Source organism: Algoriphagus halophilus (assembly GCF_900129785.1).
Lineage (GTDB): Bacteria > Bacteroidota > Bacteroidia > Cytophagales > Cyclobacteriaceae > Algoriphagus > Algoriphagus halophilus.
Map to the genome: position 1 here is coordinate 634,574 of NZ_FSRC01000002.1, position 15,312 is coordinate 649,885.

The 15,312-nt window shown below is 36.4% G+C and carries 14 protein-coding genes; 12 read left to right on the forward strand and 2 right to left on the reverse strand.

Annotated elements, in window-relative coordinates; genetic code table 11:
- Positions 1–106 precede the first annotated feature (106 nt).
- Both BUR11_RS14625 and BUR11_RS14630 read left to right on the forward strand, forming a co-directional pair.
- Complete coding sequence (locus tag BUR11_RS14625) at positions 107–1,975, forward strand: DUF5060 domain-containing protein (protein ID WP_074225727.1); 1,869 nt, start codon at positions 107–109, stop codon at positions 1,973–1,975.
- 446 nt (positions 1,976–2,421) lie between these two features.
- A complete protein-coding gene (locus BUR11_RS14630) occupies positions 2,422–3,198 on the forward strand; it encodes a DUF6090 family protein (RefSeq protein ID WP_143186022.1) in 777 nt (258 codons plus the stop codon).
- Positions 3,199–3,487: 289 nt separating this feature from the next.
- Here the strand turns inward: BUR11_RS14630 and BUR11_RS21420 are convergent, their stop codons facing one another.
- On the reverse strand, positions 3,488–4,540 hold the full coding sequence (locus BUR11_RS21420) for a response regulator transcription factor (RefSeq protein ID WP_074225729.1): 1,053 nt from the start codon (positions 4,538–4,540) through the stop codon (positions 3,488–3,490).
- 257 nt (positions 4,541–4,797) lie between these two features.
- The gene (locus BUR11_RS14640; RefSeq protein WP_084560987.1) at positions 4,798–6,501 is read right to left on the reverse strand and encodes an alpha/beta hydrolase-fold protein; all 1,704 of its coding nucleotides are present in this window, start codon (positions 6,499–6,501) and stop codon (positions 4,798–4,800) included.
- A 581-nt stretch (positions 6,502–7,082) separates the two neighbouring features.
- Between BUR11_RS14640 and BUR11_RS14645 the strand changes: the two genes are divergently transcribed.
- The 10 genes from BUR11_RS14645 (at position 7,083) to BUR11_RS14690 (ending at position 15,105) form a co-directional block, all read left to right on the forward strand.
- Complete coding sequence (locus BUR11_RS14645) at positions 7,083–7,922, forward strand: MBL fold metallo-hydrolase (protein ID WP_200800414.1); 840 nt, start codon at positions 7,083–7,085, stop codon at positions 7,920–7,922.
- Positions 7,923–7,949: 27 nt separating this feature from the next.
- Positions 7,950–8,153, forward strand: a complete 204-nt coding sequence (locus BUR11_RS14650) for a hypothetical protein (RefSeq protein WP_074225732.1) — start codon at positions 7,950–7,952, stop codon at positions 8,151–8,153.
- Positions 8,154–8,305: 152 nt separating this feature from the next.
- Entirely contained in the window at positions 8,306–8,821 is a 516-nt protein-coding gene (locus tag BUR11_RS14655) for a nuclear transport factor 2 family protein (RefSeq protein ID WP_074225733.1), read from the forward strand.
- 240 nt (positions 8,822–9,061) lie between these two features.
- A complete protein-coding gene (locus BUR11_RS21320; protein ID WP_074225734.1) occupies positions 9,062–9,271 on the forward strand; it encodes a GDCCVxC domain-containing (seleno)protein in 210 nt (69 codons plus the stop codon).
- Positions 9,272–9,449: 178 nt separating this feature from the next.
- Positions 9,450–10,244 carry a LytR/AlgR family response regulator transcription factor gene (locus BUR11_RS14665; protein ID WP_074225735.1) on the forward strand — a complete coding sequence of 265 codons (795 nt, stop codon included), beginning with the start codon at positions 9,450–9,452 and terminating at the stop codon, positions 10,242–10,244.
- 100 nt (positions 10,245–10,344) lie between these two features.
- Positions 10,345–11,499, forward strand: coding sequence for a serine hydrolase domain-containing protein (locus BUR11_RS14670; protein WP_074225736.1), 1,155 nt, complete (start codon positions 10,345–10,347; stop codon positions 11,497–11,499).
- Between the two features lie 2 nt (positions 11,500–11,501).
- The gene (locus BUR11_RS14675; RefSeq protein WP_074225737.1) at positions 11,502–12,218 is read left to right on the forward strand and encodes a hypothetical protein; all 717 of its coding nucleotides are present in this window, start codon (positions 11,502–11,504) and stop codon (positions 12,216–12,218) included.
- A gap of 175 nt (positions 12,219–12,393) precedes the next feature.
- Positions 12,394–12,927 carry a YybH family protein gene (locus BUR11_RS14680; RefSeq protein ID WP_159439231.1) on the forward strand — a complete coding sequence of 178 codons (534 nt, stop codon included), beginning with the start codon at positions 12,394–12,396 and terminating at the stop codon, positions 12,925–12,927.
- 247 nt (positions 12,928–13,174) lie between these two features.
- On the forward strand, positions 13,175–14,044 hold the full coding sequence (locus BUR11_RS14685) for an amidohydrolase family protein (protein ID WP_074225739.1): 870 nt from the start codon (positions 13,175–13,177) through the stop codon (positions 14,042–14,044).
- A gap of 206 nt (positions 14,045–14,250) precedes the next feature.
- Entirely contained in the window at positions 14,251–15,105 is an 855-nt protein-coding gene (locus BUR11_RS14690) for a TolB family protein (RefSeq protein ID WP_074225740.1), read from the forward strand.
- Positions 15,106–15,312: the final 207 nt, after the last annotated feature.

The following is a 15,312-nucleotide window of genomic DNA, read 5'->3' on the forward strand; positions in this document are numbered from 1 at the left end:
CCGACCAAAGACAGCCATTTAGGGGTAAGTAAGAGAAGTATTCAAAAATTGTTGAAATTAGTGGTAAAGAATCTATATCACCAGGCGAAGTCAACTAGCATAAACCATGAAGTATATTTTTAAAGTATTTCTTTTTTTTCCACTCCTCAGTATACTGTTTCTTCAAAGCTGTGACGATTCAGAACCAATATCAGAAAAATTAGATACCACAACAGTCCACATTCAGTGGCACACCCTAACACTTTCCTTCAAAGGGCCAGAATCATCTGAATTGGCTCAGGAAAATCCATTTTTAAACTATCGATTGAGTGTTGAATTTAAAAACGAAGAAACCCAATATACGATCCGTGGATTTTATGCCGCTGACGGAAATGCTTCTGAAACGAGTTCAGACGCAGGTCCTATCTGGAAAGTTCGTTTTACTCCCGATAAAATAGGGACCTGGTCATACTCGGCAAAATTATTCAAGGGAGATAGCATTGCATTAAACGATGATCCAAGTAGTGGCGAATTGGTTTCTATCTCGAATGCCAAAGGCAATTTCCAAGTGACCAAATCAGATAAAGAAGGAAATGATTTTCGAGCTCATGGACGAATAGAAGCCTCTAATGGGTACTTTAAATTTACCGGCACTGATAAATATTGGATTAAAGCCGGTACAAATAGTCCTGAAAACTTATTGGCTTACATTGATTTTGATGATACATATCGTATCAAAGCGGAAGCAAGAGAGGGAGAAGCTGCTACCTCGGGCGAAATTCATACCTATGAGCCACACCTGAAAGATTGGAAAACTGGAGACCCCACATGGCAAAATGGGAAAGGAAAATCATTGATCGGCGGCATCAATTATTTAGCGTCAAAAGGCATGAATGCAGCCTATTTCTTGACTCTAAACATTTTAGGTGATGGCAAAGATGTATGGCCTTATGTGGCCCCAGATGATTTTACCCGATTTGATGTGAGTAAATTAGATCAATGGGAGATCCTATTTGAACACATGCAATCAAAAGGGATACTATTACATATGGTGATCCAAGAGACTGAAAACGAAACCATGTTAGACGGTGGTGATACAGGTCCTTTACGTCAGCTATACCTTTATGAATTGATTGCCCGGTTTGGACATCACAATGCTTTAATTTGGAATTTGGGAGAGGAAAATGGACTTGCACCATGGGTTACAACCGGAGCTCAAACGGATGCACAGCGGAAGGCCACAGCAACATTTATTAAAAAGAATGACCCTTATCTTCACCCAGTAGTAAACCATACATTACCTACCGAAGAGTTAAGAGCTACAGTTTTAGACAGTCTACTTGGATTTCCTCATGTGGACGGGATTTCATTACAACAAGACGAGCGGAAGAATGCACCAGAGGTGGTACAAGATCTTAAAGAAAGGTCTAAAAATGCCGGACATGAGTGGCTAGTCACAATGGATGAAATTGGGATGTGGTTTGACGGTGCCAAAACTGATGCAGAAGATCCTAATCATACGACACTTCGACGCTATGCACTTTGGGGAACTTTACTATCAGGAGGAGCTGGCGTAGAATGGTATTTTGGGGCTCAACACCCACACACCGATCTAACCTCCGAAGACTGGCGGCAGCGAGACCGACTCTGGGAAATCACCTATTATGCGAAGACGTTTTTTAACACCTACCTGCCGTATTGGGAAATGCATCCTGAGCATAGTTTGATAAACTCGAAAGATGCCTATTGCCTGAGCAAAAAGAATGAAGTTTATGCTATCTATTTACCAAACTCCAAGACCTATACGATTGATTTAAGTAGCGCAAATGGAAGCTTTACCGTACAATGGTTTAATCCATTAACAGGAGATCAATTACAAATCGGTTCGGTGAATAAAATTGACGGAGGTCAAATTCGGTCATTAGGAAATCCTCCTAAAACTGAGACTTCGGCCCCTGATCAAGATTGGGTCGTATTGATCAAGCGGTCCAATTAAAATAATTCCATTATTTAATTTCTGATGTAAGTTTTCTACCAAAAGGCAAAAGATCAAATCCCACAAATTGCTCTCCCCTAAGCGTAGACCACCCTAACTATCGGGTGCATCTACGCTTTTCTAATTTTAGGAATTAAAATTCCTCTCGCCAAGCCATTTCTGATTAGAAAAATTGGCTACAACATTTCCGTCATACCAGTCAATAAAAGGCTCACTATTTCCATAGCCCTATTTGAGAAACTGAGAAAAATTTAGAATTGGTGATTAGTGCCTATCATGGATTTGAAGGAGCGCTGAATATCATCTAAAACCATTCAGGATAAAAACAGAGAAAATCGAAAAAAGAGATTATATTCCTTTCAGACAAAACTCCTAAAATCCAAAGACTTAATCCATTTGACCAATCAAAAAAGCCGGATAAACACCTTTATATCAACACTAAACTTGTGTTTCCTTTCGACCAAGCAATGATAAATTTCTTTAGAAAATTACGCCAGGACCTGGTGGAGAAAAACAAAATGGGAAAATATTTGAAATATGCTTTGGGAGAAATAACCCTAGTGGTGATCGGAATATTGATTGCATTAGGAATTAATAACTGGAATGAAAAAGAAAATAATATAAATCAAGCGAATAAACATTTAGAAACAATTCGCCTAAACCTAAAAGATGATATAGTACAAGCGGAAAAACTACTGGCTGAAACGCAAACCACTGTTGACTATTCAAATATCTTTTTAGACCAATTCAAGACACTAAAACCAATTGACAGAAATATTCAGATGTATATTATCTATCTGATGTTCGAACGGAATATTGAAGTTAATGATAGCGGGTTAACGGCACTATTAAATTCGAATAGTATGTCATTTGTAGATGAAGATTTACAAGTCAAAATATTCAATTATTACAGGCATATCGAACAATTAAAAAGTAGAGAAATAAATGCCAATTCAGAAATTAAAACAATGTATGAGCCCTATGTAAAAGAAAATTTTTATTGGATTTACAATAAAACAAATCCTTGGCACAGGCAAGCTGATGTGTATAAAAATGACCCAAGGCCTATAGAAAATATTGACGGAAAATTAAAAAATGTAATAGAAGATAAGAGATTTGAAATAATGGTGAATCACAGGAGATACCAAACATTAATATTATCTGATTTCTATATTCAAACTATTGAACTAGCTCAGGAAATAATTTCCGAGATTAAAAAATAGCGAATGCTCAATATCGAGTAAAAATAATTTTCAAGTCAGTTTCAATTGGAAATCCTGAGCCTCTCCATACAACTTTTTACCGGTTGCTAACTTTAAAGCAGAAGCTGGAATCCATACCCAAACCCCTGAAAACCGGCGGGCTAAACCCTCCACCACAACCCATTCAACCTTAAGTTTTAACGATTATTCCTCGAATTGATTGAAAGAAAGTTGGAAAGAGAAAATAAAGTTAGATTAATATTATATCCTTATCCAAAAGAGGTCGAGAGACTGTTTCGATAAATGGAGACTAATCCTTAGAATAGTTTTTAAGCTTATCCACAAATTCTTGTCTATTCGCCACTTCTAACTTTGCGTAAATATTTCTGATGTGAGTTTTTACGGTACTTAAGGAAATGAAGAGTTCGTCTGCAATTTCTTTATTGCTTTTATCTTGAATAATGAGTTCGGAAATACGTTCTTCTTGATTAGTTAAATTGATGTTTTCCTGTGGTAACCCTACGTTCTTTTTTTGCTTTAATTTCACTAACAAAAAAACCACACCTATACCTAAAATAAAACTAATAGCCCCCAGGACAAAGGCCAGTAGTCTATAGAATTCCAATTCCTCTTGTGTTTCAGTTTTAGAAAGATCAATAAATAATTCGTCCAATTGGTTTGCGTAGGAGGTATTATTGTAATAGACATTCAGGCTGTCTTGGAGCTTTTCATAAAACTCAGGGTTGCTTTCAAGATCATCCTTCAGAACACGGTCTTCAACATTGGAAAGCAAAACCAAAGTCACTAAAGGATGCACCTCATTGCTATCGGCATAGGACTTCAATTCAGATAGCATCTGATAAGACGATTGATCTTGTAGTTTTGGGTCCGTTACCGAAGAGAGTTCCCTGTTTAATTGAAGGGTGTAGCTATTGAACTCTTGCAATTCAATATCAATAGGGTTTGTAGTAGTATAACTGGAAAACCAGGATCTAGTATTTTTTCGAAAAACGATGGTATCCTTGTTAGAAAATACAAAATTCTGAAAGTTCTTGTATACCCCTTCATCTCTCATTTGTAATATGGGGCCACTCTCATCAACTCTAGCATGAATACGGTAAAGTGCATACTTATCGGAAAGCAATTTACCCTCAAAAGAAAAATAACCTAAGCTATCCGTCAAAGTAGACATTAATACTTGCTCCGTATAAATTGTATTTTGTTCATTAAACCTCAACAGACTTAAATACACCCTCTTGTTTTTAGTAGGAGTATCCAGATATCCTGAAATAGAATACTGCCCAAAACAGAAATTGCTAAAAACTAAGAATAGAAGTCCGAAAAGGAATAAGTTACGCTTCATACTAAGGCTAAAGTAAAGAATTTCAATTATTGTTAAAATCAAACTGAAACTTTAACAATGTATACTTTACTTATGAGGATTTGACGGTTTGAACTGAAATTGAATACTTCCTAACAGAGTACAAACAACCAAATGCAGTTTTCACGGAAACTTATTTAAATAAAAATGAGGCTAACAAACCTGTTATTAGCCTCATTCCATTTTAATTATTTAAGCTTAGAAAGCTTATGCTATCAATCCATCTTAGTCAAGTAAACCTATAGTAATCCTTCAAGTTCTTCTACGGTAAAGATTCTATTTTCCCTGTAATTATCTTTACAATAGGCTAGAGCTTTTTTACCTTCTTTTCGGTTAATATCATGTTCACTCGCTAGCTTAGCAATTTGATAATTGATATACAACAAATTGCTTTCTACACTCTTTGGCGTAAGTTCATTATCTGAGTTTAAATAGAACTTCGTGTCTAACAAAAGATTCATTAAGCCTTCATAATCTTCTATTTTTTTAAAGGCTAATACAGTTTTATCAAAGTTCCCAAAATATGCCACAGATTCAGTATGCGTGTGCATTTGATCTAAAGCCTGTCTGTAACTTTCTGCACTTTTCTTATAATCTTCTACAAAGAAGTAGAAATTCCCTTTGTTTACTCCATCATACCCACCTGGTTCTCTCATTTTAGGGAGCTGCCATAATTTATTGTCTTCAACAAATTTTAAATACTCTTCTAACCCTTCTTTTTTCTTACCCATTATAATATCCATCAATAAAGATTCTAAATCACGTATAGAATACTCTTCTTCTATCCCATAATTAGCCTTCATATCTTTTAGATAATGGTCTCGATAAGAAGCTAAATTCTTGTAGTTTTCTACATTTCTGTAATCTTTAAAAATAAACTGAATCCCATCTACTAATGCGAGAGGTACAACTGAATTATGATTGGCCTCATAGGTTTGCTTTTTGAACTGGAAATTGGGATTCATATTTTCCTGATAAATTTCTTCATAATCATTTCCTGCTTCAATTCTATCTGGCGAATCTGTTGTTGCATTAGCCACGAAATAATAAAGATTATTTCCCTGGTAGTTTTTCATGAGGTCACCTATTTCTTGTCTGACATCTTTGGCGAAGAAATTCGTTGATAGCGATATAAATCCTCTGAAAGGGTTTTCTTCCTCGAGTAAAAGGAAGTGATTGTACTCAGCCCCATTGGAATGTCCGATCATCACATTGAAACCCGAAGTGCTGTATGTCCTATTGATGTAGGGGACGAGTTCCTCAAAAATGAAATTTTTAAACTTTTGACCAGTTTCTTTGTAATAAACATCTAAGTCGTCATTTCTATTAGAGCGGTCGTTGGTCGTACCATGAACGATGCCCACTAAAATACTTTCAGGCATCAGCCTATATTCATCCAGAGAAAGATTAGAAATATAATTTTTGGCCACTGTAAACATATTCCATCCAGCATCAGTGGTGTAAAATACAGGGTACTTTTTAGCAGGATCATAGTTCTCAGGTAAAGCAATTTTAACTAAACGCTCTGCTCCTAAATAGTTGGATTGAAATATTTTAGTGCTGTATCCTAGTCCTAAAGACTCTGCAATAGTTTCATTTGCCCAACCCTTAACGACAAATATATTTTTGGAATTAGCATCAGATAATTTTTGATTCGGATTATTATCTAGTTGATTAATAATCCCTTCATTTTCCCATTTTCCTTTGGTGAATTTGAACTCAGCAGGGTAAGTAATAGCTGTTGTGATTTCTCTCTCGAAATCTGATACTTTATCCATTTTCACAACACCTGGGTCCCAGTTTCCTAGAGATTCTTGGTTACCCGTAATGAAAACCTCATCGGTTTTATTAGGTACAATGACCTTGATGGTTACGTTCTCTTGAGCAAATGCTTTCCCTACAAAAAGCATTGATAGCGCGAATACAATTATTTTTCGGTTCATTTTGTGATGTGGTTGTTTCGAACAAATGTATCTCGCATACTAGACACAGTTGATAGAAACCTAGGTGGAAATTGGTACTAGTCCCTAGGATGATTTTTATTTCAACAGACTGTAACTTATTAATATTAAGTATTTTAGCCTTCAAAAAAATGAAGCCACAGTGCAGCTATTAATCCGCTATACACACTAAAAGGCCAATTAGAACTTGACCAAAATGATGCAATAGTAGCGTCAATAAGTATGTTTTGCTTTAGAAAATGGTATTAAGCCAAGCCAATAATAAAGTCAAGTTATGTAACTTGACTTTCAATGCTTTAGATCAAAACCTTTTTTAATGTGTAAAGGATGGAAAGCATGAAATTCTTACTTTACATAAAAACCGCTTTGGACAAGATTGGTAGGAAGGCAATAGTCAAATCGAATCCGGGTGTATCTAAGTGTTTTAAATAATAGATATAGGATTTATGGTAATAAGAAAATATTTGGCGCTTCTCCTCCTAATCATTTTAAACACCAATTTACTTTTTGGTCAGCAAGAGGATCATTCCGTTTCTCAATTAAAGGTTACAACCTTATCCACCATGTTAGTAAACTTAAAAGGTGTTGGGGAATGGGGATATTCGGCATTAATTGAAGTGGATGGAAAAAAAATACTTTTTGATACAGGGGCAAAACCTGAAACTGTTTTACAAAATGCGCGGGAAATGGACATTGATTTATCTGATGTAGAAGATGTTTTGCTCAGCCATAATCATTGGGATCACATTGGCGGTCTTCTTACCCTTAGACAGGAGTTGAAAAAACAAAACCCCAATGCTCTCAAAAGAATCCATGTAGGAGAGGGCATATTTAGTAAAAGGGTGAATTCCGAAAATACCATTTTGGCAATTCGAGAAGAATTAGAAGCCGATGGCGTGGAGTTTTACATTTATGAAAATCAACAGGAATTATTCCCAGGCGTATGGATAACAGGGCCTATAAACCGAATTCATAATGAGCGAAATTGGTCTGGAAATGGTAAAATAGAAACAGCCAGTGGGCTGGTAGAAGATACTATACCTGAAGATCAGTCTTTGGTGATAAACACAAAAAATGGACTTGTTCTGATTTCAGGGTGTGGGCATGCTGGTCTTATTAATACCCTTGATCATATTGTTGCAAATAGTGAAGAAGAAAAGGTGTTTGCGATTATTGGAGGATTTCATCTATTCAATGCCTCAGAAGAGCATTTGAACTGGACGGCAAGTAAACTTAGGGATTTTGGAGTTTCGAAAATAATTGGAGCCCACTGTACAGGTATTAATTCGCTATACACTTTAAGAGGATTATTAGAACTAGACCGTAGTGATGCTGTGGTTGGATCTGTAGGTGATGTTTTTGATTTACAAAATGGTATTAAAGCGGGGCCTATTGCAAGGTAAAATAAGGGCTTTAACATCCATTCTATCATGGCTCTTAACTTCAAGCAAAGCGATGGCTTCAAATGGAAAGCCAAAATCATGAGCCCAAAATTCACCAAAATATGGGGTCTTGCTTTTGATATATCCAACAAGTATCATGGGAAAGAAGGACGATATTATAATGAGACGATTGTGAAAGATGTTTTTTTGATTTCTCTGGCTTTCTTGAAGCTTGCTGTATTTTGGGATTAGAGGACATTAAGGATACAAAACTGTTAATCAATTTGTATGCTAATTAAATAGCTAGCAAATAGTAGGCTTAGAATTAGATAGTTAAGCTAGAATGAAAATGTATACATTGTACCAAAAACAAAGGTAGTACGTATCAAAAAAATATTTAAACCATGAAATTCTTAGGATTATCTCTTATTGCAATTCTTTTGTATAGTTGTGGTCAAAAGGAAATGAACTACGAGGGTATTCCTAGTTCAGGTGAAGATAACTATGAGGAAATAAGTCTACAGGACAGCCTAGACATTAAAAATATAATCACTATTCAAACAAAGAGCGGGAATTTTGAGGAGCGTGAAAAAATATGGTCGGAAGACGGTCGTTGGTTACAGGCATTCGGTAGAGTTTTCCACGGAAAAGACACCATTATCAATTTCATCAAATTCCTCCATGCTAATCCCGGATATGCCCAATCGATCGCAAAGAACTATTCTGATCCAGAAATTAAGTTTTTAAGGCCTGATGTTGTAGTAGTTCACCAATATCATGAACGAGAAGGACAAGTCATAAATGAAGTGGTTACCCCAACAAGAAGAGTAAATACTACCTATATAATCACCAAAGAAAATGGAGTCTGGTTACTTCGGGACAAAGTAACAATGGATGAACGAGAACGCCCAAATATTTGATTATTAGCCCTCACGAGGTGTGGACCAAAATAACAATAGTTTGAATCTATGCATTTTCAATTTCTAGGGATTTTCAATTCTTATGTTTATGCTATTCTTTCCACCCTAATGCAGCTTCTCTTTGCCAAGTTCGTTTAATCTTTAAATAATTTTTAAAAAACGGCTATTTTGAAGTAAACTTTCGCCCATTTAAAGGTGTGTTGGATTTACTAACTTGTCGTCGGCTCTGAATAAAGAACTATGAATCTTATTTTACAATCGACAATCACTTGCCCTGCTTGTGGACATGAAAAAGAAGAAAGGATGCCTACCGATGCATGTCAATACTTTTACGAATGTGAAAACTGTAAGAAAATTTTAAAACCTAAACAAGGTGACTGCTGTGTTTATTGCAGTTATGGAACAGTGAAATGTCCTCCGATTCAAAAAGGAACGAACTGCTGTGGATAATTTTGATTTGAATTAATAATTCTTAAAACTATATCCTCCCCAAGCATTCTTAAAACACACAAACTTTCAATCTCTGAATCTTTGCTAAATTAGTACATCACTTGGCAAAACTTCATTCAGTTCTTTTAGTGATTTGAATGGTAATCAAGTATTCCACTCTAAAACAGGTTGAAAAATAGTGACCAAAGAATTGAAAATAGAAGGATCCATAAATTTTAACAAACGCTATTTATTCAAGTATTTTCCAGTTGTTTTCGGGATTCTTTCCGGCTTTTCGGTCTTCTATTTTCTGTATTTTTTTGAGGCCTATGGAATTCAAAAAGGGCTGTCATACTCAGGCCATTCCCATTTATTTCGAAGCATCAGTTTCGGTGTGTTGACTTTTACCTATCTCACAATATTCGAAACTTGGCTCAAGCCAAAATGGGCAAAGGGTCGCTGGCTGAATCAAACCGCCTGGTATGTAGGTTTGGTGATGTTGGGCAGCCATCTCATCTTTATCCTATTCAATTATTTCTGGAATTGGCAAGAGTGGGATCTAATAGGCTATGGATTGATTATTAAAGAATTCCCTTTGATGATGGTACTCCCTCTATCATTTTATTTGGTTCTAAAAGCCATAACCAAACCAAAAGGGATCGACGCGGATTATTTACTATTCCAATCTGAAAATGGCAAAGACCTCTTAAAGGTGAAGTTGAGTGATTTTATGTTTGCAAACTCTTCTGATAACTACATCACCATTTTTTATCTGTCTCATAACCAAAGCAAGCAGCACTTGATCCGAAAGCCCTTGAAGGTGCTGGAAAAAGAATTAAAAACCCATATAGAAATTGAGCGTGCCCACAGAAGTTATTTGGTCAATAGAAAGAATATTCAGGCTGTAAAGCAACTCAAAGGGAAAGTACATGTTGAAATAAATGGTCACAGTTTGCCTGTATCCAAACAGTTTCAAACACACTTTCTAAATTAAGCCTTCGTTTCGTCCCTCCAGTAAATTTTTCATCCCAAAACGGCCAAATTATTCGTCAAACAGCATTCTAGGCTTTCATATTTGTAAAAAACGAAAGTCCATGAAGAACATTTTAAACCTGCTGTTTTGGGGAATATTCTTGAGCTTCACAATCGGCTGCCAATCAAAGAAAGAGGATGGCAACGTGTCTTCTATGCCGGATCGAGCTCAAAAAATAGACTCACTGATCCAGGCACATTTTCAACAGAATCAATTCCACGGGGGAGTAGTCATTACCGAAAAAGGAAAAACCCTCTACGAAAACTACCTGGGACTGGCAGATAGAACCTGGGGGATTCCTGTGGCGAATGACACCAAATTCGATATTGCTTCGGTCAACAAATCCATGATTGCTGCACTTGTTTTAAAAGGTGTAGAAGAAGGAAAGCTAAGCCTAGAGGATAAATTGGTGGATTTGTTATCTTCATTTTCTTATCAGGGAAGTTTTCACCCGGACATTACCCTCCATCACCTCATGAGTCACAGTTCGGGATTACCTGATTATGATGGCGTGGCCAAAGAATTACAGGAAGATTTCTTTTTGCCTTTTAAGCGTTTGCGTTTTACGAATGAGGGCTATGTTGATTTCATCAGTACCCTCAAGTCGATCAATAGCCCAGGTCAACAATTTTACTACAGCAATTTTGCCTATCACCTCCTTGCTATCCTCTTGGAAGAAGCTTATGATATGCCTTTTGCAGAACTGTTAAAGGAAAAACTGACTCGTCCTTTGGGACTAAAACATACAGTCTCTGAAAGTCAAAACGAAATCATCATCCCACAACTTGCCAGAGCATATAACTACCAAGAGCAGACAGGAAGCTGGCATGAGAATAGGTTCATTGACTTAAGCCTAGGAAGAAGAATATTTTCTACTCCCTCTGACCTAAACCGATGGGCCCATGTCATGGATAATCCGGGATGGTTATCTGCAAAATCCTTGAATTTGATGCAGCAAAACCACCAAGCTACCATAGACCAAAACTTTAGCTATGGTTACGGCTGGGTGGTCATAAACGAAGAAAACAAAAGTAGGATGGTCGATTTAGGAATAACTCAACCCTACATCATTCATGGGGGGAGTACGGAAGGGTACAAAGGCATGCTCATCAATATCAATCATGGAGCATATGTCATCAGCTTCCTAAGTAATGTGGGAAGCAAGACTAATGAAATCCAACTCGCAAAAGCAATTGTAAACATTCTAATAAACTAAAGATGAAAAAAGAATTGAACTATCTCCTAGGATGTATCCTTTTACTCCTCTCTATCCCTGCTCAAGCCCAAAAAGAAAAGGTCTTAGGATTTTGGGCAGTTGAAAATGTAATGGTTGGAGAAGAAAACATGACGCCGGTGGCCAAATGGTTCAAAATAAACCAAGATGGAACCTATCAAGCAGGAAATGGATGGTTACAAAATGGGGAGGGTCATTGGGATTTCGACGCGGAAACAAATAAGTATGCTGCTCAAGACAATTTAGATGTGGCAGATGATTTCGGGGCTTTTGACGTCTCATTTACAGGAGAAAAAATGATTTTCGAACGTGAAGAAGAGGGGATGCATGTAAAAGTGATGTTAGTACCCATCGAAAAATTACCGATGTCACCTGCAGATTATTTGGAAGGAATTTGGGATTTGGTGGAAATCACAGAAAACGAGCAATCCATTTTAAACGAATTCGATGGAGAGGGAAAACATAAATTATTTATACGTTGGGACAGGATCTACATTAATTTTTCTCCAGAAGGAAAAAGACTTTCAGGATATTGGCATATCAATGGGCATAGGCCAGAAATCACCTTACTCCCCCATCAAGGAGATCAGGGCCCTGAAAGCTGGAAAATCGAAGTGGATGAAAAGAAATTAGTAATGACCGGGATTTCAGATAGCAATCGAGGCATTCAACGAAAATACCAGAGGTTAAAAAGTTTTTAAATCTTTTAAAACGAGTTTGGAAGACAAAATTACCCTGCTCCTCTTGAAGGATTCGAGGAATTTCCTAACTTTTATGATCTATAAACAATTGATGCACATAGAGATATATTCGATTTAAGTAATTATCTCTATGGCAGCATCAAATAATGGACACTTTTTTAAAGATCAAAAATTTATGAAAAACCTTATTTCAAGCCTACTTATTGCCTTACTGTTCTCCCTTTCTATTTCAAGTTGCCAAGATTCCAAAAGTCCAGAATTGCCATCAGGTGCTGAATATTCAGAGCAAATCAAAAAAATCATTGAAGAAAAAAATGCGAAGATAGAAACATGGTACGCTGCGGGATTAATCGACTCTGTAGCCTCTTATTTTGCAGAAGACTGCATTCAATTACCTCCTAATCAGCCTCCTATAATTGGAAATGAAAATTTTAAAGAGATGTGGAATCAAAATATTGAAATTGGTCAATGGGATTTTGATTTAAGCACAGAGAAAGTGAAGGCCAGTGGAGATCTGGCAACAGAATATGGAACCTATACGCTTTCATTTACGCCAAATGAAAATTCACCCATACCAGCGATGACAGATCATGGAAGCTATGTGGTGTTGTGGGAAAAAATAGATCAGGAATGGAAAGTGCTTTGGGATGCGCCGGTAAGTGATCTGCCCCTACCAGGATCAGGTCCTGAAACAAGTCCGCAAGAATAGCAAGGTTATACGGGATTCTCTACCAAAAACTATGTTTACCCAATCTCTTCAAACCCATTTTATCAGACTTTCATTTCTTGCATAATACAATGAAAATGAATAATTTAAGAAACACCTGATTTAATTGATCGCTTTTTGGGAATTGTCCATTTGCCTAACGGGGGCTGTTTGTGGGAATTAATTATTGGGACAACTCGACTTGGCGTTTACACCTAAATCAACTTTTGACAGTAGCTCTCCCAAAATTATGAAACGTATTTTTTTATTCCTGACCTTTTTTTCTAACCTGGCATTTGCCCAAGATGGGGTAAAACCCATCATTGATGTTCACTTACATGGGTATACAGAACGCTCTTATTTCCCAATTCCAGGTGCTCCTGCCACCTTAGAGGAATTTAAAATGGAAATGAAAAAGAACTTTCAAGAATTTAACATCGTGGCTGCCATGAAAAGTGGAGGAATGTATAATCCTGAAATGGAAGAAAAATTTTTACAGGGTTATGAGTCCAATAACTATCCGAAATTCGATACGCTGGAGTTTAAGAAGATGATCGAAGAAGGAAAAATTCAAGTCTGGGGAGAATTTATGCCTATGTTCAATGGCTTGACACTGGCAGATCCAAAATTCGCCCCTTATTTGGCCATTTGTGAACGTGAAGGAATCCCTATTGCTCTTCATACTGGTGGTGGACCTCCTGGAATTTCAAACCAATACAAAAAATTTAGATTGAGCTTAGGAGACCCATTACTTATCGAGGAAGTATTGATTAACTATCCGAAGCTCAAAATATACTTGATGCACTCAGGTGGCCTATTTTATGACAACTCCCTTGCCCTAATGGAATTGTACCCTCAATTGTATTGTGGTTTAGGAGCTTTACTATGGATAAAAGATACTCCTACCGCTCTTTATGTAGAGGATTTTTTGATGAAGGCAAAAAAAGGAAGAATGATCGACAGGATTATGTATGGTTCAGATGCAATGTATTGGCCAGATAATGTGAAAACCAGTATCGAAACTCTTGATTCTTTCAAATTTCTTTCGGAAGAAGATAAACGGAAAATATTTTATGAAAATGCTTTAGAATTTTTTGAATTGGATTATTTGAAAAAGTGAAGTTTGTTTCTAACCAAGCCCCCTTTTTTTCTGTAATTAAATGCATGGTAAATGAATTCTTTTTTCATGTCGATAAACTGGAAAATATCATGATTCAATAAGCATTAAGAGAAACAAATAAAGCGCTATTCGGTTAGTTTAGCATATCTTTCTGAAATTCAAGAAGTTTAATCCTAAAACTTAACCAAGGGGGTAAGTAGCAAGACATGGACCTCATCATTTTATTTTTTTTGACAATTCTTCCCTTCTTTTCTGTACAAGAAAAGCAAACTGATTTAGTCTTATTCTCTTCGGATAGATCAGGGAACTCCGATATTTATTTGCTTTCCCCAAAGAGTCCAACACCAAAACAAATCACCTATTCTGATGCCGAAGAATGGGCTGCGACCTGGGTAAATTCTAAAGAAATCTCATTTTTAAGGCAAAAAGGAAAAGTTATTACCAGACATCTTATCAATATTGAAACAGGGATAGAATCAGAGCTCCAACATCCTGTAAATTGCAGGTTGGATGATAAAAACATATTATATTCCGCGGAAGGGAATTTACAATTATACCCTTGCGGAGGCGACATCTATCTATTTAATCGAGAGGATAGCAGCACTCTTAACCTAACTGAAGGAATCTTGGGCACATGCTCCTATCCTAGCTGGTCATTTGACGGGAATCAAATTACTTTTACCAATAATCAATCCGGATCAAATGATATTTATGTGATGGATCTAAATAGCAGGGAAATGACCCAGCTTACTCATTATGATTCCAATGAAGAAAGGGGAGCACTTTCTCCAAATAATGAACTTCTAGTCTTCAGTTCAGACCATTTCGAAACAGGGAATCAAGACATTTTGATAATGAATTTGGAAACCAAAGAGCTGAGAAATATCACCTCTAGCGTGGGAACTGAATTAATTGCTAGATGGAATTCAGATGGAACTTCCCTTTATTTTGGAAGTAATCAAGTAGGAAACTGGGAGATTTATGTGTATGATTTGAAAGACCAATCTACGCAAAGGTTAACTTTCCATGAGGGTTTTGATGGAGATCCAAGAATATTTTAATAAGCTTTTTGCAATAATTAAAATCAAAAAAATCGGTTGAACTTTAGTTTAAAAATAATCTTAAAATATTCATAGACCACCTACTCTTTTTTACTATTTTTTCTTAACTTTAATATAAGGGATTGATTTTCATCATTTTACAACTCTCCCTTTCACTAGCTGAATTTATTTTTGTGTCTATTTCTCGATTCGCAGACACATATCTAG

What these genes read in the sequence shown, in the direction of transcription:
- BUR11_RS14625 (WP_074225727.1), top strand. Translation starts at nt 107, where the DNA reads ATGAAGTATATTTTTAAAGTATTTCTTTTTTTTCCACTCCTCAGTATA.
- BUR11_RS21420 (WP_074225729.1), bottom strand. Translation starts at nt 4,540, where the DNA reads ATGAAGCGTAACTTATTCCTTTTCGGACTTCTATTCTTAGTTTTTAGC.
- BUR11_RS14640 (WP_084560987.1), bottom strand. Translation starts at nt 6,501, where the DNA reads ATGAACCGAAAAATAATTGTATTCGCGCTATCAATGCTTTTTGTAGGG.
- BUR11_RS14645 (WP_200800414.1), top strand. Translation starts at nt 7,083, where the DNA reads ATGTTAGTAAACTTAAAAGGTGTTGGGGAATGGGGATATTCGGCATTA.
- BUR11_RS14650 (WP_074225732.1), top strand. Translation starts at nt 7,950, where the DNA reads ATGGCTCTTAACTTCAAGCAAAGCGATGGCTTCAAATGGAAAGCCAAA.
- BUR11_RS14655 (WP_074225733.1), top strand. Translation starts at nt 8,306, where the DNA reads ATGAAATTCTTAGGATTATCTCTTATTGCAATTCTTTTGTATAGTTGT.
- BUR11_RS21320 (WP_074225734.1), top strand. Translation starts at nt 9,062, where the DNA reads ATGAATCTTATTTTACAATCGACAATCACTTGCCCTGCTTGTGGACAT.
- BUR11_RS14670 (WP_074225736.1), top strand. Translation starts at nt 10,345, where the DNA reads ATGAAGAACATTTTAAACCTGCTGTTTTGGGGAATATTCTTGAGCTTC.
- BUR11_RS14675 (WP_074225737.1), top strand. Translation starts at nt 11,502, where the DNA reads ATGAAAAAAGAATTGAACTATCTCCTAGGATGTATCCTTTTACTCCTC.
- BUR11_RS14680 (WP_159439231.1), top strand. Translation starts at nt 12,394, where the DNA reads ATGAAAAACCTTATTTCAAGCCTACTTATTGCCTTACTGTTCTCCCTT.
- BUR11_RS14685 (WP_074225739.1), top strand. Translation starts at nt 13,175, where the DNA reads ATGAAACGTATTTTTTTATTCCTGACCTTTTTTTCTAACCTGGCATTT.
- BUR11_RS14690 (WP_074225740.1), top strand. Translation starts at nt 14,251, where the DNA reads ATGGACCTCATCATTTTATTTTTTTTGACAATTCTTCCCTTCTTTTCT.